Raw genomic sequence first — 22,281 nt, 5'->3', positions numbered from 1 at the left:
TGGCCGCGTCCTCGCCGGAACAGGCGAGTGCTACCGCTCGTAGGATTCCAGCGCGTCGCGCAGCTCCGCGGCGGAGAGCTCGGACGCGAGGTCGACGATCTCCTGTAGCTCCTCGTACGTCTCCCGGAGCTCGCGGATCCGTTCGACCTCGACGCCGTCCGCGTCGTCGAGGCCGCGTTCCGCGCGTTGGATCTCCCGATGGGTGGCCTGGAGCTCGCGTTGCACGTACTGCTGGAACACGTCCTGCAGAATGAACCAGACCTCCCGCTCGGCGGCGAACCGGACCCGCCGCCCGCCGCCGTCGGACGACCGACGGCGGATCAGGCCGACCCGCGTGAGCGTGCGGGTGACGTTGCTGACGGTCGACTTCGCGTAGCCGGTCCGCTCGACGAGCTCGGGGATCGACAGGGGGCCGTCCGAGAAGTAGAGGACGCCGTAGATCCGGCCGGAACTGCGGCTCAGCCCGTACACCTCGGCCGACTGCTCGAGCGATTCGATGACGCGCTCGCGGGCGATCTCGACGTCCTCACTCATACGAGTGCCCTCGTCGCTCCGACCGATGAACGTGTCGAACGGCCATACGAGGGGTAGCGTTTTCGTAAGCATTAAATTGTTTGATTCGTTTGTTCGACTCAAACCGAACAGCCGAAACTGTTCGTCCACCCTCCACACTCCATGGCAAGCGCGTTTCCACACCAGCCGACAGTCGACCACGCCCCCCGAGAGCAGACGGACGTCGTGATCGGCCGCGACGAGCCGATCGACGTCCTTCGGGTCCTCTCGTGTGACACCGCTCAACAGATCCTCGCCGCGCTCACGGAGGAGCCCGGCACGGCCTCGGACGTCGCCGCCGACGTCGACGCCTCGCTCCAGAACGTCACGTACCACCTCGACCGGCTCTGCGACGCGGAGCTTATCGCCCCGGTCAAGACGTGGTACTCGGAGAAGGGGAAGGAGATGACCGTGTACGCCGCGACGACCGAGCGGCTCGTCGTGCGCTTCGACGCGTCCGCCGACCGCTCGCCGGCGGAGCGCGACCGGTCCTGAGCGGTCCAGACACTCTCGGCCCGCCGGACGCGCGGAGACCGCCAGGGACCCGTGCGGTCGAGTGCGCCCGGGGAGTCAACCCTCGAACGCGTCCGCGAGGTCGTCGCCGACGGCCGCGATCGCCTCCGCGGCGCGGTCGACGTCGCGGAGCGTCATGAAGCCGTGGACCATGGCCTCGTAGTTCTCGTACCGCGTCGGGACGCCGTCCCGGACCAGCTGCTCGGCGTACGCCCGCCCGCCGTCGCGGAGCGGGTCGAACCCGGCGGTCACCACCGTCGCGGGCGCGACGCCCGAGAGGTCGCCCGCGTTCGTCGGGTCGGCGTACGGGTTCCGCCGGTGGATCTCGTCGCCGTAGTAACAGTCGGAGAACCACTCGATGTCGGCCTCGTCGAGGACGATCCCGGCGTGCTCCCGGACCGACGGCTGGCCGGGGCGGACGCCGACGCCCGGATACAACAGGGCCTGGTGCGCGATCGCCGGGCCGTCGCGCTCGGCGGCCATGAGCGCTGCGACCGCGGCGAGCGCCCCGCCGGCCGAGTCGCCCGCGACCGCGACCTCGCCCGTGCCGGCGAGCGCGTCCGGGTTGTCGGCGGCCCACTCGACGGCGGCGTACGCGTCCGCGACCGCCGCGGGGAACGGGTGCTCGGGGGCGAGCCGGTAGCCGACCGAGAGGACGGCGCAGCCGCTCTCCCGGGTGAGCCCCCGACAGAGCCAGTCGTGGGTGGCGACGCTGCCGAGCACGAATCCGCCGCCGTGGAAGAAGACGACCGTCGGGAACGGGCCCTCGGCGTCCGGGAGGTAGAGCCGCGCGTCGAGGTCGCCCTCGGGGCCCGGTATCGTCCCGTCCACGGTCCGTCCGACCGGCGGGGGGTTCCGGTTCCGGACCCGCATCACCGGCTCGGTGAGGAGCCGGGCGAGTTTCAGCCCCCACCTGCTGTGCGGCAGCGGGAGCCGCTCCTGCCGCTCGACGGCCGCCTTCGCCTGCGGGTCGATCTCGTCGGCGCGCATGGCCGAACGTGTGACGACCGGAGGCTAAGTCTTGGGGGAGCGCGGCCGCGGTTTCCGCCGCGACGCTTTTCAACCGGGAAATCGTGAACCCGGTCGATGCCAGACGGGACGAAGCTCGCCGATGTCGAGACCGTCACCGAGCGGGGGTCGTACCGCTTCACGGCCGCGGACCCGTTCACGAACGACCGAGAGATCGTGATCGTCCCGTGCGACGAGGCGCCCGGAGTCCGGGCGTGGGTCAACACCTGCCCGCACGAGAGCCAGCGGTTCGACACGGGCGACGGCGTGCCGATGCGGGACGGCGAGGTGATCTGCCCGCGCCACGGGTCGCTGTTCGACGCCTGCTCCGGCGAGTGCGACAACGGCCCGGCGGCCGGAACGACGCTCCGCGACGTCGAGGTCGCCGTCGACGACGGCGCCGTCTTCCTGACCGACGACGGCTACTCGTTCCGGCACGAGGGGGGAACCGACGACGACCCGGGATCGACCTCGCACCTGTCGCTCTGACCGACGCGCGTCGCCGCGCCCCGGCTCGCTCTCGGTCGATACGGACGCCCTCACCGACTCGGCGCCTCGGGCTCGCGCGACTCGACGTCGACGCGGTCGTGGATGTGCCCCTCGCGCTCTCGTAAGTGCCGCGGCGTTCGGCCGTTGCTGACGGCGAGCGCTTCGCCCACGATGCTGTGGGCGATCTGGTACGGCGAGCCGCCGCCGAGGTCCAGTCCGACGGGCGTGTACAGCGACGCGAGCTCCGACTCGTCGAACGTCGTCCCCTCGTCGTCGTACGCCTCCAGCATCTCCTCGAACCGCTCCCGCGGCCCCATCAGGCCGACGTACGGCGCCGGCGAGCGCAGCAGCGCCTCGACGGCGATGCGGTCGTCGACGAAGTTGTGCGTCATCACGACCGCGTGCGTCCGGTCGTCGATATCGAGCGCGTCGTCGACCCCCGCCGGCGACGTCGTCACGGTCCGGTGGGCGTCGGGGAACCGCGCGTCGAGATCGACCCCGCCGCGGAAGCCGACGACGGTGACCCGGAAGTCGTTCCGCTCGCCCAGTTCGACGACCGGACCGACGTCGTGGCCCGTCCCGAAGACGACGAGGTCGTCCGGGGCGGCGAGCCCGTCGACGAAGGCCTCCAGCGTTGCCCCCGCCCCGTCCTCGACCGTGACGACGTCCGCGGCGCCGCGCGCGGCGAGGTCCGACGCCGGCCCCGCGAGCGCCTCGGTCGGCCACCCGTCGGCGGGCGACCCGTCGGGGAGCGTGAACCGGTCCTCGTCGGGATGGTAGTAGGCGCGCTCGCCGAGGCGACCGCGGTCCGTGTCCCCGCCGTCACCGCTCGCGCCGTCGCCCGCGTCGTGGTTGCCGCCGTCGTCGCCCGCGGAGAGTACCGTGAGCACGGCGACGTCGCGGCCGGCGTCGAACGACTCGACCGCCGGGCGGTACGTCTCGTCTAACGGTTCCAGGAGGACGTCGATTACGCCGTTACAGCCCACGCCGAGCCCCCAGACGTCGTCCTCGTCCTCCATCAGGTCGTAGGTGACCCGGTCGGGGCGCCCCGTCTCGCGGACCGTCTCCGCGGCGGCGAGCAGGTCGTCCTCGATACAGCCCGCCGTGATCGAGCCGACGCCCGCCCCGTCGTCGTCGAGGAGCATCTTCGCTCCCGGGCGACGGTAGGCGTTCCCCTCGACGTCGACGATCGTCGCGAGGACGTCGGTGCCGTCGGCGTCGAGTCGGTCGCGAACGCGCTGTACCACCTCGGTCTCCGGTACGCTCCAGTTGCTTGCTGTCATGTCAGTGTTGCAGGTCGATGGTCGCCGGCGCGTCGCGCGCCGCGTACACCTTTCGAACGCCGCGGTCGTGCAGGTCCGTCCCGCAGGCGCCGCCCGCCACCGCGTGCCGCGTCCGAACGGGGTCGTCAACCGCCGCGCCGGCGACGACGTCGACGCCGCGGTCGAACAGCGGGTCCGGGAGCGACGAGGCGGTCGCGCCGACCACGACAACCGTCGCCGACGCGGGCGCGGCGTCGAGGTATCGCTCGATCCCGCCGTAGACGAGCGTCGAGCCGGTGACGAAGACCACGTCCGCCCCCTCCATCGCGGCCGCGGCCTCCGCGGGGATGAACGACCGCAGCGAGACGCCGGCGGGCGTCGACACCGTCGCCGGGTCGACGGGGTCGCGCTCGACGACGCGGACCTCGACGCCGTCGAACTTCCGGAACGCCGGGCGGAACAGCCCGACCGTCGCGACCGTCTCGACCGACGGGTCGAGCAGCGCCATCGGGTCTCCGTCCCGCCAGCCGAGTAGCGGCGCCGCGCACGCGTTCAGCGTCGCCACCGCCAGCGAGCGTGCGCCGAGGGCCCTGGCCGCTGACGCGGAACTCCCCTCACCCGGTCGCAGCGGCGCCAGCAGCCCCTCCACGTCGGCCGGGGGGGTCGGCGACGCGTCCTCGGGCAGGTGCGCGAGCCCGGCCGCGGGTCGTCCTCCGTCCCGGCTCTCCCGTTCGCCTCCGGCCGCGAGCTCCACGAGCGCGACGGCGTCGCCGACCGTGACTCGGCCGAGGGAAACCTCCGAGAGCGCGCCGCGGTCGCGGAGCGCGTCGAGCGTCGCCCGCAGGACTGGACCGGGCCACTCCGCGTCGGTGTCGGTGCGATCGCGCTCGCGGCTCATACGACACCCCCCTCGCCGGCGTCGCCGGTCCCCGTCTCGTCGTCGGTGCGACCGCGTCCGCCCCCGGGCGCGCCGCCGGTCCGGCGCGGGTCGTGCTCGTAACCGATGGGCCCCCCGAGCCCCCGGCGTTCGATCTGACGGGCGGCCTCCGCGAGGTCGCTCGCCGCGGCGAACCCGAACAGCCCGTCGACGTACGGGGCCGCGTCGCTCATCCCGCGCGAGGCCGGCTCGAACGACGGTGAGACGGCGAGCGGGTTGAGCCAGACGACGCCGTCGGCCCGGTCGGAGAGCCACGTGATCCCGTCGGTGAACAGGGCCGGATCGCCGACGTCGAGCCCGTCGCTCACGACGACGACGACCGTCCGGCGGTCGACGGCGTGCGGGGCTGTCCGGCGCAGCTCGCCGAGCGCGTGGCCGATCTTCGTCCCTCCGCCCCACTCGATCTCCGCGGCGCGGAGCGCGTCGGCCGGCGAGCGGGCCGGGTCCGCGAACGCCGCCGTCGCCTCGGCGAAGTCGGTGTCGAAGAGGAAGACGCGGGCGTCGCGGGCGCTCGTCGCGACCCGCTCCCCGAGCGCGAGCAGCGCACCCCGGTCGACGGTGTCGAGCACCGACCCGCTGACGTCGACGAGCAGACAGCACCGCAGCTCGCTCGGCGTCGGGGCGTCCCGCGGGAGGTCGATCGGCGCGCCCCCGGTCTGGAGGCTCGCCCGCAGCGCGCCCCGCGCGTCGACGGCCGGGCCGGTCGGTGACCGCCGGCGGCGCCGGCCGGGCAGCGACGAGAGCGCGTCGACGAACCGCCCGGCGGCCGCGCGCTCCTCGCTCGACGGGGCCGGGACGTCGGCCTCGACGAGCGCGCTCTCGCCCACCGCGCTGTACCGCCGGCCGTCCGACTCCTCGCGCGACTCGTCGGTCGGCCGATCGCCGGCGACGTGGCGCCGGTCGGTCGGGATCTTCACCGTCGGATCGCCGTCGCCGTCGGCGTCCATCTCCGGCGGCTCGGCGTCGTCGAGCAGCCCCGGTTCCGCCGCGTCGTCGCGCTCCGAGTCGTCGGCCGGCGCCGCGTCGTCCGCCTCGCGGTCGTCGCCGTCGGCGCCCTCGTCGCCCGCCGGCGACGGCCCGTCGTGGGCGGTGGCGATCCGATCGAGCCCGCTGCGGATCCGGTGCCAGAACGTCGGGAACGCCTCGTCGAAGGCGTCGCCGTCGGCGGTCTCGGCGAGCAGGCTCGCGCGGAGCGCCGCCTCGACCCGCCGCTCGTCGGCGATCCCGACCGCCGCGAGCGCGCGGGCGGCGTCGAGGGTGCCGGAGGCCGGCACGGCGACGCCGTCGCGCCGGAGCACCGCGACGAACCGGATCAGCTCCGTCAGGAGGTGTCGCCTCGCCGCCGGGAAGTCGGGCGTTTCCGTCTCGGTGCCGTCGGAGCTCGCCATTGTCACTCGACCCGTTCCGCCGCCGCGCTCGCGGCGTCGTGGAGCCGCTCGAGCAGTTCCGCGTCGACACGGCTCACGTCCTCGGCCTCCTTCAGCAGGCAGCCGATCGTCCGCTCGATCACGTCGGGCGCGAGCGGCTCGTCCGCGTCGTCGTGACGAAGCGCGGCGACCGCGCGCGCCCAGTCGAGCGTCTCGGCGACGCCCGGGCGCTTGAGGAACGACTCCTCGCGCAGCCGCTCGACCACCGAGCACACCTCCGCGGCGACCGCGGCGTCCAGCTCCGGCACCTTCCGGCGGACGATCTCGTACTCCGTCTCGAACGACGGCGGCTCGACGTGGAGGTAGAGACACCGGCGCTTCAGCGCGTCGCTCAGCCCCCGCGTCCGGTTCGACGTGAGGATCACGATCGGGGGCGTCGACGCGCTCACGGTGCCGTACTCCGGGATCGACACCTGAAAGTCCGAGAGCAGCTCTAAGAGGAACGCCTCGAACTCCTCGTCGGCGCGGTCGATCTCGTCGATCAGCAGCACCGGCGGCCGCCCCTCCGAGTTGCGGAGCGCGCGCAGCAGGGGGCGTTCGAGGAGGTACTCCTCGCCGAACACCGAGCCGGCGCCCGCGGCGCCGGCCTCTCGGTCGCGCCCGCCCGCCGCCCCGGCGTCGCCGTTCGTCGCGGCGCCGCCGGCGACCGTCCCCTCGTCGGCCTGCACGGCGAGCAGCTGCTTCGTGTAGTTCCACTCGTAGAGGGCGTTCTCCGCGGTGAGCCCCTCGTAGCACTGGAGCCGGATCAGCTCCGTGTCGAACCCCTCGGCGAGCGTCTTGCCGAGCTCCGTCTTCCCGCTGCCCGGCGGCCCCTCGACGAGCAGCGGGCGCCCCAGCCGGAGGGCGAGGTCGACGGTCGTCACCGTGCGGTCGTCGGCGACGTAGTCGGTCTCCTCGAACCGCTCGCGGAGCTCCGCCTCGGTGAGCGAGTCGAAGGGGCCCCCGTCGAGCTCCCCGCTCACGCCTCGGCCCCCTCCTCGAGGTACGACGCCGGGTCGTTCGCGAACGAGTCGGCGCAGCCGTGACAGCAGAAGTGGTACGTCTCGCCGTCGTGCTCGACCGAGGCGTCCGCGGTCGCCGGGTCGACGGTCATACCGCAGACCGGGTCGATCGCTGACTCGTCGGCTTCGTCGGCGTCGCCGCCGCTCTCGGTGTCGGCTTCGTCTCCGCCGTCGTCGGTTCCGGCGGTGTCGCCCGCGGCTGCCTCGTGGCCCGCGGCCGCCTCGCGGCCCTCGTCATCCCCGTCACCAGCGTCGCTCTCGTCCCTCTCGGCGACGGCGCCCGCGGCGGCCGCGCCGCCACCGGTCGCCGGACTCGCCTTCGACCGCTCGTCGACGACCTCGGCGAGCAGGCTCGCCGCGATCGCCGCCGGGGTGTAGGCGGCCACGTCGACGCCCGCGGGGTTCGTCACCGCCGCGACGACCTCCCCCACGTCGCGGTCGAGCAGCCCCGCGGTGCGCTCGGTCACCTCGGCCGCCCGCTCGTCGCTGGCGACGAGGCCGACGTAGGGCGCGTCCGCGAGGACGCCGGCGGCGACGCCGCGCGCGTCGTACTCGCCCATCGAGGCGACGAGGACGAGCGGCGCGGGGCCGACGGCGTCGGCGATCGCCTCGTGGTCGACCGTGTCGAGCACCCGCGTCGACGCGGGCACGTCGCGGTCCGCGTCGCCGTCGGCGACGACGAGCGTCACGTCGACCGCGAGCTCGTCGGCCAGCCGCGCGAGCGACCGGGTCACCGGCGAGTCGCCGACGACGACGAGCTCGGTCGTCGGCGTCACCGGCTCGATGAACAGCTCCAGCACGCCCTCGCTGTGACACGTCATCGGGAAGGCGTCGAGCCCCGGGCGGTCGATGTCGTCCGGGTCGGGGGCGATCCCGACCAGTCGGGGGGTCCCCTCCTCGATCGCCGCGACGCCCTGCGTCGCCACGATCGACTGCGCGCAGGCCGCGCCGCCGACCCAGCCGTGGATATCGCCGTCGGCGGTCACGACCGCGCGGTCGCCGACGTTCGCCGACACCGGGGGCTCGCGCCGGACGATCGTCGCTCGCGCGTACGGCTCCCGGCGCTGGGTCAGCTCCGCCTCCAACGCGGAGACGTCGCCGTCGTCGATCTTCGTCGCGGTCCCGCTCGGTTCGTCGGTCTCGTGGCTGCCGGCTCCGTCGTGTGCGGGCTCGTCGGTCCCGTCGTGTTCGGTCTCGTCGTGTGTCATCGGTTGCGTGGGAACGGCCCCGCCGACTCGGACGGTGCGCCCAGTCGGGGAGTCGGAAGCGCCCGGTCGGGGAGTCGGAACGGGGGCGGCTGCGTGCGGACTCAGTCGTCGGCCGGTTCGGCGTCGTCGCCGAGGTCGAACTCGACGTTGTGGGCGGGCTGGTGGGCCAGCCCGGCCTCGTCGAGCGTCTCCCAGACGACGTCCGGCGTCATCGGCATCTCGACGTGGGAGACGCCGGCGTGGCTCATCGCGTCGACGACGGCGTTGACGATCGCCGGCGGCGACCCGACGGTGGGCGACTCGCCGACGCCCTTCGCGCCGATCGGGTGGTGCGGCGACGGCGTGACGGTGTGGCCCGTCTCGAAGTTCGGGATCTCGTTGGCCGTCGGCAGCAGGTAGTTCATGAAGTCGCCGCCGGTGACGTTGCCGTTGTCGTCGTAGGTGACCTTCTCCAACATCGCGGTGCCGATCCCCTGGGCGAGCCCGCCGTGGATCTGCCCCTCGATGATCATCGGGTTGATGCGGTTCCCGCAGTCGTCGACCGCGACGAACTTCTCGAAGTCGACCTCGCCGGTCTCGCGGTCGACCTCGACGACGACGATGTACGAGCCGAACGGGTACGTCATCTCCGGCGGGTCGTAGTAGTTCACGGCCTCCAGCCCGGGCTCCTCGTCGCCGGGGTGGTTCATGTAGGCGCCCGCCGCGATCTCCGTGATGGTGATCGAGCGGTCGGGGGCGCCGGCGACGTGGAACTCGCCGGACTCGCGGTCCCACTCGATGTCCTCCTCGGCGGCCTCCAGCTCGTTGGCGGCGATCGACTTCGCCTTGTCGCGCACCTTGCGCGCGGCGACGGCGGCGGCCGCGCCCGCGACGGGCGTCGACCGCGAGCCGTACGTCCCGAGCCCGTACGGCTCGGTGTCGGTGTCGCCGTGCTCGACCGTAATCGAGTCCACGTCCATCCCGAGCTCCTCGGCGACGATCTGCGCGAAGGTGGTCTCGTGGCCCTGGCCCTGCGTCTGGACGCCGACCCGCAACACGGCGTTGCCGGTCGGGTTCACGCGCAGGTCCGCGGAGTCGAACATCTCGATGCCCGCGATGTCGCACTGCTTGCCGGGGCCGGCGCCGACCACCTCCGTGAACGAGGAGATGCCGATGCCGATGAGCTTGTCCGCGTCCTCCTCGATCCGCCGCTGCTGCTCCTCGCGGTAGTGCTCGTAGTCGGCCATCTCTAGGGCCTTGTCGAGCGCCTTCTCGTAGTTCCCGGAGTCGTAGTTCCAGCCTGTCGCGGACTCGTACGGGAACGCGTCCGAGGGGATGAAGTTCCGCCGGCGGATCTCCGCCGGGTCCATCTCTAACTCGTCGGCGAGCACCTTCACCATGCGCTCGATGAGATACACCGCCTCCGTGACGCGGAACGAGCACCGGTAGGCGACGCCGCCGGGAGCGGTGTTGGTGAACGCGGCCGTCAGCGAGCCGTACGCGGCCTCGATGTCGTACGAGCCCGTGAAGATGTTGAAGAAGCCGGCCGGGAACTTCGACGGCTGGGCCGCCGCGTTGTACGCGCCGTGGTTGGCGAGCACGTCGACCTTGACGCCCTCGATGACGCCGTCCTCGGTGGCCGCGAGCTCGCCGGTCATGTCGTAGTCGCGGGCGAACCCGGTCGTCTGGATGTTCTCGGAGCGCTCCTCGATCCACTTCACCGGCTGTTCGAGGACGTACGACGCCGCCGCGGCGACGACGTACCCCGGGTAGATCGGCACCTTGTTGCCGAACCCGCCGCCGACGTCGGGGCTCACGATCCGGACCTTATGCTCCGGGATCCCCGACACCTGCGAGAACAGGGTGCGGTGGGCGTGGGGCGCCTGCGACGTCATGTGGACGGTCATCTTGTCCATCCCGGGGTCCCAGTCGGCGACCGCGCCGCACGTCTCGATCGGGGCGGGGTGGAGCCGCTGGTACAGCATGTCCTCCTCGACGGTGACGTCGGCCTGGTCGAACACTTCGTCGGTGGCCTCCTTGTCACCGGTGTCCCAGTCGAAGATGTGGTTGTCCTCCTGGTCCTCGAGCTCGTCGCGGACCAGCGGCGCGTCCGCTTCGAGCGCCTCCTCGGCGTCGACGACGGGGTCGAGCACGTCGTAGTCGACCTCGACCTTCTCGGCCCCGTCCTTCGCCGCGTAGCGGTCCTTCGCGATGACGGCCGCGACCTCCTGCGACTGGAACTTCACCTTGTCGTTGACGAGCACGTCCTGCGTGTCGTCCATCAGTGTCGGCATCGTCGCGAGGTCGTGCTCCAGTAAGTCCTCGGCCGTCAGCACCGCGACGACGTCGTCCATCGCCTCGGCGCGGGAGCCGTCGATCTCCTCGATCCGGGCGTGGGCGTGCGGGCTCCGGACGATCTCGCAGTGGAGCATGCCCGGCTTCTTGATGTCGTCGACGTAGTTGCCGCGGCCGGTGATGAAGCGCTTGTCCTCCTTGCGCGTCACCTCCTCGCCCATCCCGCCGCGGCCGTGGCCGCAGTGTTTCTCCGGGTCGGGACCGCCGTCCTCGTCGTGCTGATACTCCGTTTCCGCGTCGGGGGTGTCTGGTTCGCTACTCATTTGGTGTCACCTCGGTCGGTCGCATCGGCGCCCGCGTCGGCGTCGTCCCTGCCGTCCGCGTCGCCAGTGCCGTCACCGTCGCCCGCGTCGTCGAGGAGGGCGTCGCGGTCGAACGGGTCCGCGCCGTCCGGCCCGCCGCAGCAGTCCTCGCGGCCGCAGAACGTGTCGGCGTCGCCGCCGAACTCCGGTGTCGCGTGGCCGCCCTCGGGCGACGCCGCGGGCTCCGCGTCCGCCGTCCCGTCGGTCGCCACCGCGCCGCCGTCGGCGGCGGCCCGGTTCTCCAGCTCGTCGGCCGCGTACTCGATCGAGCGGACGATGTTCTGGTAGCCGGTACAGCGACAGAGGTTCCCGCTGATCGCGTCGCGGATCGTCTCCTCGTCCGGGTCGGGGTGCTCGTCCAGCAGCGCCTTGCCCGCCATCAGCATCCCCGGCGTGCAGTAGCCGCACTGCAGGCCGTGCTCCTCGCGGAACCCCTCCTGGAGCGGGTGGATGTCGTCGGCCTCGGGGAGGTCCTCCATCCCCTCGACGGTGAGGATCTCCGCCCCGTCGGCCTGCGCGGCGAACATCAGGCAGGACTTGATCGGCTCGCCGTCCTTCAGGACGGTGCAGGCGCCGCAGTTACCCGTGTCGCAGCCGATGTGCGTGCCCGTCATGTCCAGGTCCTCCCGGATCGCGTGGACGAGCAGGCGCCGCGGCTCGACCTCGATCGTGTGCTCGGTGCCGTTGACCGTCAGCGTGATCTCGCGTTCGTCAGTCACTGTGTGACCCTCCGTTCGACCGTCACCGTGCCAGCGCGCTCGGCGGCGTCGCTCAGCGCGCGCTGGGCGAGAACGTCGACCATCCGCTCCTTGTAGTCGGCGCCGCCGTGCTCGTCGGACTCCGGATTCGACTGCTCGGCGGCCAGCTCGCCGGCCTTCGCGAACAGGTCCGGGCTCGGCCGCTCGCCCTCGAGGTGTTCCTCGGCGTCCGTCGCGCGGGCGTTGGTGATGTCGACGGCGGTCATCCCGATCCCCGCCGACTCGATGACGCCGTCGTCGAACACGAGCCGGGCGCCGACGCCCGCCATCGCGTAGTCGCCGGTCTTGCGCTTCAGCTTGTGGTACGCACTCCCCTCGTTCGGTCCCGGCGCAGGGACGCGGATCTCCGTGATCAGCTCCTGCTCGCCGAGCGTCGTGTCGTACGGCAGCAGGAAGAACTCGTCCGCCGGGATCGCCCGGTCGCCGTCCGGACCGGTGGCGATCACCTCGCCCTCGTGGGCGAGGAGGATGCTCCCCCAGTCGCCCTTCGGGTCGGCCTGCGCGACGGAGCCGACGACCGTGCCGCGGTTCCGGATCTGCGGGTCGGCGACGAGCGGTGCGGCGTCGGCGAAGCTGCCGTACTCCCCGTCAATCAGGTCCGAGTCCTCCACGTCGGCGTGGCGCGCGAGCGCGCCGAGCCGGAGGGAGCCGTCCTCCTCGCGGAGGTAGTCAAGCGAGTCGATGCCGTTGATGTCGACGACCACGTCGGGGTTCGCGAGCCGGAACCGGAGCATCGGCACGAGGCTCTGGCCCCCGGCGAGGATCGTCGGGTCGTCGAGGCTCTCCAGCAGGCTGACGGCCTCGTCGACCGTGTCGGGTTCGTGGTGCTCGAACGGTGCGGACTTCATCAGAACATCCCTCGGATCTTGTCCGTGACCCCCGAGTCGGTCTCCTCGACGTCGGTCATCTGCGACTCGATCGAGGTGAAGAAGTTGTTCACGATCTTGTTGGCGACCGGGTTGATGACGCGGCCGCCGAGCTGGGCGATCCGCCCGGAGATGTCGGCCTCGGTCCACCACTCGATGCGGGAGCCGTCGCCGTCCTCCTGCCCGTGGATCCGCATCCCCGACTCCATGCTGAAGCTGCTCCCGCTCGCGGAGCCGGAGCCGGTGGCCGTCATCTCGAACTCCTCCTCGTCGCGGTCCTCGATGGTCACCGTCGTCTCGAACTTCGGCTTCACGCTGCCGACGCCGACCTGCATCAGCGCCGCGTAGTCCTGTCCGGCCCGGAACGCCCGGGCGGCGACGTCGTCGGCCTCCGCCTCCGGCAGCGTCGGGACGTCCTCCTCCGGCTCGTAGGAGTCCCACTCGAAGGAGTCGTCCATCGGGGTGATGTACTGACACCCCTTCAGCGAGTCCCGCACCGCGATCGGGTCCGAGAGGACGACCCACGCCTTCTCCGGCGGGACGCCGTCGAGCTCGAACTCCCCGTCGAACTCCATCAGCGACACCCCCCGACCGTCGTCCGTTCCGTCGTCGTTCGGCCGTGCGCCACCGTCATCTTTTATACCTCCCTACTATGAGCATACTATTACCACGACCATGCCATGTTGTAGCATCATAATAAACGTTATTGACCATGACAATTACCCCGGGAACGGACGGATCGGCCGCGGGAGACGCGGAGGAAACGGATGAACGGAGATGGCGAGAGCGACGACCACGGCCACGGCGAGATCACGCCCCTGAAGGCGGCCGCGGAGCGCGTCCGCGGCCTCCGCGGCGAGTGGCTGGACCGGTGGGAGGCCGAGCCGGTGTCGCTCGACCGGATCGCCGGGCGAACCCTCGCCGAGCCGATCGACGCGCCGACCGACGTGCCCGCGCGGAGCCACGCGACGATGGACGGTTACGCGTTCGACGCGACCGCGGGGTACCCGTACGAGCTGGCCGACCGGGAGGTCTTCCCGGAGAGCGACCCGGGGGAGATCGGCGACGGCGAGGCCGTCCGGATCTTCACGGGCGCGCCGCTCCCGGCCGGGGCGAACGCCGTCCTCAAGCAGGAGGAGGCGACCGTCGAGGACGGCCGGCTGAGCGGGTCGCCGACCGATCCGGGCACGTACGTCTACGAGCGCGGCAGCAACGTCGCGGCGGGCGAGCGGCTGTTCGCGGCGGGCGAGCGGCTCGGCGCGAAGGACGCGGTCCTGCTCGGCGACCTCGGGATCGAGGAGGTGCCCGTGATCGAGCGGCTCTCGGTCGGGCTGCTGGCGACCGGGACGGAGATCCACGAGGGGCGCCGCGACGACCTCGACTCGCCGATGCTCGCGGGGCTCGTCCGCGGGTGGGGCGGCGAGGCGACGTACGAGGGCACGGTTCCGGACGAGTACGACCGGGTCAGAGACCGGATCGCCGGGCTTGCCGACGACCACGACGTGGTGATGACGACCGGGGGTACGAGCGTCGGCGACAAGGACTACGTGGTCCGCGCGCTCCGCGAGCTCGGGACCGTGCACTTCCACCGGGTCGCGCTGCGGCCGGGCAAGCCGATCGCGGTCGCGACCCTCGACGCCCGCGACGCCGTCGTCTTCGCGATCCCCGGTAAGCCGGTCGGCGCGCACACCGTGACCTCGCTGGTCGCGCGCCCCTTCTTCACCGGGAGCACCGCGCTCCCGACCGTCGACGCCGCGGTGACGAGCGACGTCGGTATCTCCGTCCCGGGATTCACCTACGCGATTCCGGTGACGCTCGACGGCGACGAGGCGACGCCGCTGGGACACGCGGACTCGCCGCTCGCGGTGTACGAGGAGACGTTCGACCCGAGCGTGCTCTCGTCGAGCACCCGGGCGACCCGCGCCGACGGCTTCGTGCTCACCGAGTCCGGGCTGTCGGCCGGCGAGACGGTCGCCGTCGTCCCCTACCCCGTCGTCGAGCGATGACGGGCGAGGGGCTCCCGGTCGTGAGGCCCCCGTTCGACGCGGGCAACGACGTCGGCGACGAGGCGGGCGACGCCGCCCCGCCCCGAGTCGCCGGCGTGCTGCTCGCGGCGGGGACCAGCAGCCGCTTCGGGGACGCCAACAAGCTCCTCGCGACCGTGGAGGGAGAGCCGGTCGTGCGCCGCGCCGCCCGGACGCTGGTCGACGCCGGAGCGGACCCGGTGGTCGTCGTCGTCGGTCACGAGGCCGACCGGGTCCGGGCCGCCGTCGCCGACCTCCCGGTAAAAACCGTCACCAACGACGCGTACGAGGCGGGACAGTCGACGTCGGTTCGGACTGGTATCGACGCGATTCGGGAGGTGAAGGGCGGCGAGGAGGCGGGTGAGGGGTACGAGAAGACCGGAGCGGGCCGCGACGAGGCCGAAGCGAAAGTCGACGCCGCGGTCGTCGCGCTGGGCGACATGCCGTTCGTCGATCCGGAGACCGTCGAGACGCTCGTGGCGGCGTACGCCGCGGAGGCCGGCGCCGCCCTCGCGGCCGCCTATGAGGGAGCGCGCGGGAACCCCGTCCTGTTCGACGCGCGCTTCTTCGACCGCCTCGCCGCCGTCGACGGCGACGTCGGCGGACGCGAGATCCTGCTGACGGACGACGCGAGCGCGCTCGTCGCCGTCGACGACCCGGGCGTCCGTCGCGACGTCGACCGGCCGACCGACCTCCCCGAGCGCGGCGACAGCGACGACGGCTGAGCCGCCTGCGTCGAGCGACGACGGCTGAGCCGCGGGCGGCGGGCGGCGACTCGCGCGACCGCCGGGGCGCCCGGCCGGCCGCTCACTTCCCGGGCGTCGACTTCTTGACGACGATGTTCCCGTCCTCGACGTGCCACTCCACGCGGTCGCCGGCGCCGACGTCGAGGAAGTTGCGCACGGGCTTGGGGACCGTCGTCAGATTCTTTTCCGACACCTTGGTGTCCGTGAGGTTACCCATCGATCCCATCGTTGGAACGTAGCGGGGACATAGTTTACGCTACGGTCTCGCGTAGTGGCGGCGGAAATCGACCGGTTGATTTCGTGGCCCGCTCGGGCGTCAGACCGCGGAGTTCCAGCGGTGGGCGCCCCCCTCGGAGGCCCGGTCGAAATCCAGGTCGAACCGGTCCGATTCGATCAGCACCGGTCCCGGGACGTACGCGTCGACGGCGCCCTCTCCGCCGCCGTCAACGGCGGCGAGCAGGTCGCGCTCGCGCATCGTCTCCAACACGTCGGCGACGGTGCGCTCGCGGCCCTCGATCAGGTTCGCCTCCCTGATCACGGCCTCGACGGTGACGCGCCCCTCCAGCATCGCCAACCTGATCGCCGACACCCACGCGGGCTCCCGTTTCATCTCCCGACACACGATATATCGTCACAGGCCCGGAGTCTTTATAAAATTATTCACCGGAGCGACAGAATGAATCGGACGGCGCGGCCGCGGCGGGGTCGCTGGCGCGGATCCGGCGCGGCGGAGTCGGCGGTGCCCGAGGCAGAGGCCCGGTCGGGTCGGCCCTCGAACACGGCGGGCCGGACCCGCGGGACGCGGGCCGGTTCGGGGACTCGCTCCGCGCTCGCCGAGGCGCCGGACGGGTCTCGGCGATAAGTGTCTGTGGTTTGAACTCTCGTGTTCCGCCGTTGACCGCTGGCAGCGGTCCGAGGGGCGAAATATTTTATATTCGTGTCCGTAGGACAACTCGTGTCGTACTCTCGTCGCCGGATCCGTCCGCAACACGGGGTGTACGCGCTGGGGGCCCTCTGTTTCGGACTCGGCCTCGCCCACCTCGCGACCGAAGCGGAGGGCCTGGGGACGTGGCTGGAGACGTTCGTTATCTGCAGCATCGCCCTCTCCGTCCTCGCGACCGGATACCGGCTCCCGGAGCGACCGATCTCCCGGGCCGGACAGTGGCGGGCGGTGCGGACGGCGGTCACCGTCGCCGGGTCGTTCGCGCTCCTCGCGCTGGCCGTCTGGCTGATATGGGTGCTGGAGGGCGACCCGACGGAGTTCGGCTTCCTCCTCGCGTTCGCGACGACCCTCGGCTCGGCGGTCGGCATCCGCGGGGGGCTGTACGCGGTCGAGGCCGACGAGCGGCTCCGGGAGGCCCGGGACCTGACCAAGCTGTTGACGATCAATCAGCGGGTGCTGCGGCACAACCTCCGCAACGAGCTCACCGTCGCGCTGGGCACCCTGGACAACATCGACCGGCGCGATCACGGCCCGGAGACGGCCGCGGACGTGCGGACCGCGCGGACGCACTTGGAGAGCCTCCTCGAGACGACCGACCGCACGCGGGAGATCGTCTCGATCTGGGACACCGAGCATCGGGAGACGTTCCGCCTCCGGTCGCTGTTAGCGGAGCGGATCGAGGCCGTCGAGGCGGCGTATCCGGGCGTGTCGATCGCGGCGGAGTTCGATGCCGACCCATGGGTGGAGTCGCACCCGGCGCTCCCGGCGGCGGTCGAGGAGGCGCTCCGCAACGCGGCCAAGCACACGCCGACCGACGCCGCGGTGACCGTCACGCTCCGCGCGGACCGAGCGGGAACGGCGGTCGTCGAGGTCACCGACACCGGCTCGGGAATCCCGAAGTTCAACGTCGACGCTATCGAGAGCCCGGAGGAGACGCCGCTCGTCCACACGCAGGGGCTCGGGCTCTGGATCATCTACTGGACCGTCGAGACGTCCGGCGGGACGTTCGAGGTGCTGGAGAACGAGCCGAGCGGGACGGTCATTCGGATGACGCTGCCGACCGCGGAGGGGTCCTGACCGACCCGTCCCGCGACCGGGTCCGGTAGCCGGGCCCGGTAGCCGGGCACGTCGACGTCGCGGGGGAAGTGACGCGCGGCCGGCGGAGTCAGTATTGTAGAGAACACACAAACACATAAGTCGACGCGGACCGTACGTCGCGCCGATGGCCGAGGATATCGAGGAGATCCGACGACAGAAGATGGAGGAGCTGCGGAACCGAGACGAGGCGGAAGCGTCCGACGAGGCGGGACCGGCCGACGGGGCGGAGCCGCGGAGCCCGTCCGAACCCGTTCCGGTCGACGGAACGGCGGAACTGAGCGAGACCGTCTCCGAGCACGACGTCGTGTTGGTCGACTTCTACGCCGACTGGTGCGGCCCGTGTCAGATGCTCGAACCGGTCGTCGAGTCGATCGCTGCCGACACCGACGCGACCGTGGCGAAGGTCGACGTCGACGCGAACCAGGGGCTCGCCGCCGAGTACGGCGTCCGGGGCGTCCCGACGCTAGTCCTGTTCGCCGACGGGGAGCCGGCCGAGCGCCTCGTCGGAATGCAGGACGAAGCGCGGCTCCGCTCCGCGATCGAGGAATACGCCTGACCCGCACCGCCCCATGAACGGATCCGAACCAACTCGCGGGCGCGGTGGCAGATGAGCGACGCGGTCCCCGCCGAGTACGTCCGGGACCACCGCGAGGAGCTGACCGACCTCGCCCTCGACCTCCTCGCGATCGACACGTCGAACCCGCCGGGCGACACGCGCGAGATCGTCGACGCGGTCGAGCGGTTCCTCGACCCGCTCCCGGTCGCGGTCGAGCGCGTCGCGGTCGATCCGGCGAAGCCGAACCTCCTGGTTCGGATTCCCGGGGAATCGGACCGGACCCTGCTGTACAACGGGCACCTCGACACCGTGCCGTTCGACGCCGAGGCGTGGACGCACGATCCGCTCGGCGAGCGCGTCGGCGACCGCGTCTACGGGCGCGGCGCGACCGACATGAAGGGCGCCGTGGCCTCGTTGCTGTTCGCGATCCGGGCGTTCGCGGCGACCGACACCGAGCCGCCGGTCGACCTGCTGTTCGCGTTCGTGAGCGACGAGGAGGTCGGCGGCGACGCGGGGCTGCCCGCGCTCCTGGAGGCGGGTCGGCTCGACGCGGACGCCTGCGTGATCGGCGAGCCCACCTGCGAGGCGGGCCGCCACTCCGTCACGATCGCCGACCGCGGCAGCATCTGGCTGACGCTCGAGGCGACCGGCGAGGGGGCCCACGGCTCGCGGCCGGCGCTCGGCGTCAACGCGATCGACCGCCTCTACGACGCCGTCGAGACGCTGCGCGACCGCTTCGGGTCCGAGCGGCTCGACATCGGCGCCGACGTGGAGCCGATCGTCGAGGAGTCGGTCGAGTACTACGCCCCGGCGATGGGCGAGGAGACCGCCCGGGAGCTGTTCCGATATCCGTCGATCAACCTCGGCGTCCTCGAGGGCGGCGACGCGGTGAACAGCGTCCCGGTGTCGGCCCGCGCCGAGGTCGACATCCGGCTGACCGCCGGGGTTCGGACGCGGGACGTGCTCTCGCGGATCCGGGCCTGCGTCGCCGACTGCGAGGGCATCTCGCTCACCGACGTCTCGTGGAGCGTCGGCACCGCGGAGGCGCCCGACAGCCCGCTCGTCGAGGCCGTGGCGTCGACGGCGACCGAAGTCACGGGCGACCGCGTCTTCAAGCGGAGCGCGACCGGCGGCGGCGACGCGAAGACGCTCCGGAACGCCGGGATCCCGACCGTCGAGTTCGCGCTCGGGACCGACACCGTCCACGCGGCCGACGAGTACGTGCCGATCGACGCGCTCGCGGGCAACGCCCTCGTCTACGCGCGGCTCCCGTCGGCGTGGGCCTCCGCGGTCCCGCAGTGACGGTCCGCCCGGCGCGACCGTAGTCGGGTGGCCTCCGCTCGACCGCGCGCGGTTTCGTTGATTTTCACACTCTTGGAATGTATACACAATACTAAAGCCGAGCGGGTGTAACCGGTACCTGTGAGACGCCCATGACAGACATCGAACCCGACACGACCGTCGACGCCAGAGGCGCCGCCTGCCCCGGTCCGCTGATGGACCTCATCGGAGCGATCCGGAGCGCCGACTCCGGCGCGGTGATCCGGCTGCTGAGCGACAACGAGCAGTCGCGCACCGACGTCCCCGAGTGGGCCGAGGAGGCGGGGAACGAGCTGCTCGAGGTCGAAGAGCACGACGACCACACCGCGTTCTTCGTGGAGAAAGCATGACGGAACGCGTCGTCATCGTCGGCGGCGGGACCGGCGGATCGGTCCTCGCGAACGACCTGGCCGACCGGCTCGAACCGGAGCTCGACGCCGGCGACGTGGAGGTCACCCTCGTCAACGACGGCCCGGACCACGTTTATAAGCCGGTGTGGCTGTACGTGCCGTTCGGCCAGCGCGAACCGGCGGACGGTCGACGTCGCCTCGACGAGCTCGTCGACGACGCGGTCGACCTCCGGATCGACCGCGTGACCGACATCGACACCGAGGCCAAGCGGCTTCAGTTCAGCGACGGCCCCGCCGTCGACTACGACCGCCTCGTGCTGGCGACGGGGTCGACGCTGGAGCCCGAGCGGATCCCCGGCCTCGCGGAGGGCGGCCACGACTACTACAGCGAGTCGGGCGCGACCGACCTTCAGGAGGAGCTGCTGGAGTTCACCGAGGGCGAGCTCGTGTTGAGCGTCATCGGCACGCCCCATATGTGTCCCGCCGCGCCCCTCGAGTTCGTCTTCATGGCCGACGACTGGTTCCGCCAGCGCGGGCTCCGCGAGGACGTCGACATCACGTACACCTACCCGATCCAGCGCGTCCACGGCAACCCCCACATCGCCGAGTGGGCGAAGCCGATCATGGACGAGCGCGACATCAACGTCGAGACGTTCTTCAACGCCGAGTCGGTCGACGCCGACGCGGAGACGATCACGTCGATGGAGGGGACGGAGCTCGACTACGACCTCCTCGTGACGATCCCGCCGCACGGCGGCATCGACCTGATCGAGGAGGCGGGGCTCGGCGACAACGGCTGGGTCGACGTGAACAAGCACACCCTCGAGGCCGAGGCCGCGGACGACGTCTACGCGCTCGGTGACACCGCGGCCACCGGCGTTCCCAACGCGGGCAGCGTGGCCCACTACCAGGCCGGGGTCGTCGGGCAGCGGCTCGCCAGCGAGATCCGCGGGCGGCCGGCGACGGCGAGGTACGACGGGAAGACCCTCTGCTTCATCGAGACGGGGATGGACGCCGCGTCGTACGTCGAGTTCGACTACGAGAACCCACCGTCGCCCGCGCCGCCGTCGCAGAAGCTGCACTGGTCGAAGCTGGCGTACAACGAGTCGTACTGGCTCACCGCACGGGGGCTGCTCTGACCATGTCCGGGGAAGGCGTCTCCGAGCAGAGCGACCTCGAGGCGGCGATCGAGCGGAACCCGGAGGCCGTCGCCGAGTTCGTCGAGCGGCTCGACGCGGTCAACGAGCTGCTCGACGTGCTCTCGCTGGGCGAGAACGCGCTCGACGACGGGATGGTCCGCGAGCTCTCGGCCACGGGGTCGACGCTCGCAGAATCGGCGGACGGGATCGCGACCGACGAGACGGTCGCGCTGGCCGAGACGGTCGGCGAGAACGGCGACGAGCTGCGGGAGGCGCTCGACACCGTGCTCACCCTCCAGCGGAGCGGGACGCTGGACGAGCTGGCCGAGATCGCGGAGGTCGGCTCGCTGGCGACCGCCGCGCTCGACGACGAGATGGTCACGTCCTTAGCCGGCACCGGCGCCGCGCTCGGGGAGGTCGCACAGACGGCCGCGGACGACGACGCGCGCGACGGCGTGAAGACGATGCTCGAAGGGGTCGGCGCCGCCCACCGGAGCGATCCCGAACCGGTCGGCGCGCTCGGGCTGGCGCGGAGCATCCGCGACCCCGAGGTCCAGTACGGGCTGGGCTACGTGCTCGCCATCTCCAAGGCGATCGGTCGGGAGCGCGCCGACGACGACGGACGCTGACGTCGCGCGCGACTCGCGCCGACCGTCGCGGCCGAACGGGAACAGCCGCGATCGACGGCGATACGCTATTTAAATAGATTTGAGCGACGGTTATTTATAAACGAGTGGTTGAGGTTTTTTGAAACGTTCTCCGTCACGGCGACTGCGACGGAATATCGCCGAGAATCGAAACACGAACCCACCGAGCCGTTCGAGGCTCGCGGTCGACCGGGAATGCGTCCGTCGCCGGATCAGACCAGAAGCTGGATGTCGGCCTCGGCCATGTCCTGCAGGGCCGTCGCGGCGCCGACGCCCGTGGTGACGCCGTCGTAGAAGTCGTCTTCGTCGTAGTCCATCAGGTCGATGGTCATCTGACAGGCCTGGAACTCGACGCCCATGTCGAGGCTCGTCTCCAAGAGCTCTTGGACCGAGGCGGTGTCGTTGTCCTCGATCCGCTTTTCCATCATCCGCGTCGTCACGCGGTCCATCCCGGGGAGCGCGCCGACGACGTTCGGGACCGGCATGTTGGGGTTGCCGACGGAGCTCATCTTGAGGTTCTTCGACCGCTCCTTATGCAGGATGTCAAGTCCCCAGAACGTGTGGAAGACCGTCACCTCGTAGCCGAAGGCGGCGGCGGTGCTGGCGAGAATGAGCGGCGGGTACGCCATGTCGAGGGACCCCTTCGTCGCGATGATGCTCATCTTCTTCGGGCCGTCCTCGTCGGTGGCCTCGCTGAGCGCCGCCTCCAGCTCGTCCACGCGCGCGGCCAGCTCCGCGCGGGAGGGCGCGTCACCCGACGACGCGTCGGACCCGTCCGAGGGCGGTGTGTCTGTACTCATC

The 22,281-nt window shown here is 71.6% G+C and carries 24 protein-coding genes; 10 read left to right on the top strand and 14 right to left on the bottom strand.

Annotation, left to right across the window (positions count from 1 at the left end; translation table 11 throughout):
• Positions 1-30: 30 nt before the first annotated feature.
• The gene (locus tag Hrr1229_RS11020) at positions 31-534 is read right to left on the bottom strand and encodes a MarR family transcriptional regulator (RefSeq protein WP_123112853.1); all 504 of its coding nucleotides are present in this window, start codon (positions 532-534) and stop codon (positions 31-33) included.
• 141 nt (positions 535-675) lie between these two features.
• On the opposite strand from Hrr1229_RS11020, the gene Hrr1229_RS11015 reads away from it, so the two are divergent.
• Positions 676-1,047, top strand: a complete 372-nt coding sequence (locus Hrr1229_RS11015; protein ID WP_123112854.1) for a winged helix-turn-helix domain-containing protein — start codon at positions 676-678, stop codon at positions 1,045-1,047.
• A gap of 75 nt (positions 1,048-1,122) precedes the next feature.
• Here Hrr1229_RS11015 and Hrr1229_RS11010 read toward each other — a convergent pair whose 3' ends face one another.
• Positions 1,123-2,055, bottom strand: a complete 933-nt coding sequence (locus Hrr1229_RS11010; protein WP_123112855.1) for an alpha/beta hydrolase — start codon at positions 2,053-2,055, stop codon at positions 1,123-1,125.
• A 96-nt stretch (positions 2,056-2,151) separates the two neighbouring features.
• On the opposite strand from Hrr1229_RS11010, the gene Hrr1229_RS11005 reads away from it, so the two are divergent.
• On the top strand, positions 2,152-2,562 hold the full coding sequence (locus Hrr1229_RS11005; protein WP_123112856.1) for a Rieske 2Fe-2S domain-containing protein: 411 nt from the start codon (positions 2,152-2,154) through the stop codon (positions 2,560-2,562).
• 50 nt (positions 2,563-2,612) lie between these two features.
• Here the strand turns inward: Hrr1229_RS11005 and Hrr1229_RS11000 are convergent, their stop codons facing one another.
• From Hrr1229_RS11000 to Hrr1229_RS10960, 9 genes are all read right to left on the bottom strand, one after another.
• Positions 2,613-3,845, bottom strand: coding sequence for an XdhC/CoxI family protein (locus tag Hrr1229_RS11000; RefSeq protein WP_123112857.1), 1,233 nt, complete (start codon positions 3,843-3,845; stop codon positions 2,613-2,615).
• A gap of 1 nt (position 3,846) precedes the next feature.
• Entirely contained in the window at positions 3,847-4,722 is an 876-nt protein-coding gene (locus Hrr1229_RS10995; protein WP_123112858.1) for a DUF364 domain-containing protein, read from the bottom strand.
• Positions 4,719-6,149, bottom strand: coding sequence for a VWA domain-containing protein (locus Hrr1229_RS10990; protein WP_123112859.1), 1,431 nt, complete (start codon positions 6,147-6,149; stop codon positions 4,719-4,721). Before Hrr1229_RS10990 ends, Hrr1229_RS10995 begins: the two co-directional genes overlap by 4 nt.
• A gap of 2 nt (positions 6,150-6,151) precedes the next feature.
• Complete coding sequence (locus Hrr1229_RS10985; RefSeq protein WP_123112860.1) at positions 6,152-7,150, bottom strand: MoxR family ATPase; 999 nt, start codon at positions 7,148-7,150, stop codon at positions 6,152-6,154.
• Positions 7,147-8,397 carry an XdhC family protein gene (locus Hrr1229_RS10980; RefSeq protein ID WP_123112861.1) on the bottom strand — a complete coding sequence of 417 codons (1,251 nt, stop codon included), beginning with the start codon at positions 8,395-8,397 and terminating at the stop codon, positions 7,147-7,149. Before Hrr1229_RS10980 ends, Hrr1229_RS10985 begins: the two co-directional genes overlap by 4 nt.
• A gap of 101 nt (positions 8,398-8,498) precedes the next feature.
• Positions 8,499-10,994, bottom strand: coding sequence for an aerobic carbon-monoxide dehydrogenase large subunit (locus Hrr1229_RS10975; protein ID WP_123112862.1), 2,496 nt, complete (start codon positions 10,992-10,994; stop codon positions 8,499-8,501).
• The gene (locus Hrr1229_RS18375; RefSeq protein ID WP_123112863.1) at positions 10,991-11,752 is read right to left on the bottom strand and encodes a (2Fe-2S)-binding protein; all 762 of its coding nucleotides are present in this window, start codon (positions 11,750-11,752) and stop codon (positions 10,991-10,993) included. The genes Hrr1229_RS10975 and Hrr1229_RS18375 overlap by 4 nt, the downstream gene beginning before the upstream one ends.
• Positions 11,749-12,639 carry a xanthine dehydrogenase family protein subunit M gene (locus tag Hrr1229_RS10965; protein ID WP_123112864.1) on the bottom strand — a complete coding sequence of 297 codons (891 nt, stop codon included), beginning with the start codon at positions 12,637-12,639 and terminating at the stop codon, positions 11,749-11,751. Before Hrr1229_RS10965 ends, Hrr1229_RS18375 begins: the two co-directional genes overlap by 4 nt.
• A complete protein-coding gene (locus Hrr1229_RS10960) occupies positions 12,639-13,232 on the bottom strand; it encodes an SRPBCC domain-containing protein (protein ID WP_176329405.1) in 594 nt (197 codons plus the stop codon). Before Hrr1229_RS10960 ends, Hrr1229_RS10965 begins: the two co-directional genes overlap by 1 nt.
• 192 nt (positions 13,233-13,424) lie before the next feature.
• Between Hrr1229_RS10960 and Hrr1229_RS10955 the strand changes: the two genes are divergently transcribed.
• Positions 13,425-14,663 carry a molybdopterin molybdotransferase MoeA gene (locus tag Hrr1229_RS10955; RefSeq protein ID WP_123112865.1) on the top strand — a complete coding sequence of 413 codons (1,239 nt, stop codon included), beginning with the start codon at positions 13,425-13,427 and terminating at the stop codon, positions 14,661-14,663.
• Complete coding sequence (locus tag Hrr1229_RS10950) at positions 14,660-15,406, top strand: nucleotidyltransferase family protein (protein ID WP_123112866.1); 747 nt, start codon at positions 14,660-14,662, stop codon at positions 15,404-15,406. Before Hrr1229_RS10955 ends, Hrr1229_RS10950 begins: the two co-directional genes overlap by 4 nt.
• 82 nt (positions 15,407-15,488) lie before the next feature.
• On the opposite strand, the gene Hrr1229_RS10945 is transcribed toward Hrr1229_RS10950, so the two are convergent.
• Positions 15,489-15,644 (bottom strand): AbrB/MazE/SpoVT family DNA-binding domain-containing protein, encoded by a 156-nt coding sequence (locus Hrr1229_RS10945; protein WP_123112867.1) that lies wholly within the window; start codon positions 15,642-15,644, stop codon positions 15,489-15,491.
• Between the two features lie 99 nt (positions 15,645-15,743).
• Entirely contained in the window at positions 15,744-16,037 is a 294-nt protein-coding gene (locus Hrr1229_RS10940; protein ID WP_217920697.1) for a hypothetical protein, read from the bottom strand.
• Positions 16,038-16,382: 345 nt separating this feature from the next.
• Between Hrr1229_RS10940 and Hrr1229_RS10935 the strand changes: the two genes are divergently transcribed.
• The 6 genes from Hrr1229_RS10935 (at position 16,383) to Hrr1229_RS10910 (ending at position 21,462) form a co-directional block, all read left to right on the top strand.
• Complete coding sequence (locus Hrr1229_RS10935; RefSeq protein WP_255212488.1) at positions 16,383-17,447, top strand: HAMP domain-containing sensor histidine kinase; 1,065 nt, start codon at positions 16,383-16,385, stop codon at positions 17,445-17,447.
• 145 nt (positions 17,448-17,592) lie between these two features.
• Positions 17,593-18,024 carry a thioredoxin gene (gene trxA, locus Hrr1229_RS10930; protein ID WP_123112870.1) on the top strand — a complete coding sequence of 144 codons (432 nt, stop codon included), beginning with the start codon at positions 17,593-17,595 and terminating at the stop codon, positions 18,022-18,024.
• A gap of 51 nt (positions 18,025-18,075) precedes the next feature.
• On the top strand, positions 18,076-19,326 hold the full coding sequence (locus Hrr1229_RS10925; protein WP_123112871.1) for an ArgE/DapE family deacylase: 1,251 nt from the start codon (positions 18,076-18,078) through the stop codon (positions 19,324-19,326).
• Positions 19,327-19,457: 131 nt separating this feature from the next.
• Entirely contained in the window at positions 19,458-19,694 is a 237-nt protein-coding gene (locus Hrr1229_RS10920; RefSeq protein WP_123112872.1) for a sulfurtransferase TusA family protein, read from the top strand.
• The gene (locus Hrr1229_RS10915; RefSeq protein WP_123112873.1) at positions 19,691-20,833 is read left to right on the top strand and encodes an FAD/NAD(P)-binding oxidoreductase; all 1,143 of its coding nucleotides are present in this window, start codon (positions 19,691-19,693) and stop codon (positions 20,831-20,833) included. Before Hrr1229_RS10920 ends, Hrr1229_RS10915 begins: the two co-directional genes overlap by 4 nt.
• A gap of 2 nt (positions 20,834-20,835) precedes the next feature.
• Positions 20,836-21,462, top strand: coding sequence for a DUF1641 domain-containing protein (locus Hrr1229_RS10910; protein ID WP_123112874.1), 627 nt, complete (start codon positions 20,836-20,838; stop codon positions 21,460-21,462).
• A 230-nt stretch (positions 21,463-21,692) separates the two neighbouring features.
• Here Hrr1229_RS10910 and Hrr1229_RS10905 read toward each other — a convergent pair whose 3' ends face one another.
• Complete coding sequence (locus tag Hrr1229_RS10905; RefSeq protein ID WP_123114850.1) at positions 21,693-22,280, bottom strand: DsrE/DsrF/DrsH-like family protein; 588 nt, start codon at positions 22,278-22,280, stop codon at positions 21,693-21,695.
• Between the last annotated feature and the right edge of the window lies 1 nt (position 22,281).

The sequence above is a fragment of the Halorubrum sp. CBA1229 genome, assembly GCF_003721435.2.
Taxonomy (GTDB): Archaea; Halobacteriota; Halobacteria; order Halobacteriales; family Haloferacaceae; genus Halorubrum.
Note: the sequence above shows the minus strand (reverse complement) of the source record. Positions and strands in the feature narration are given on the sequence as shown.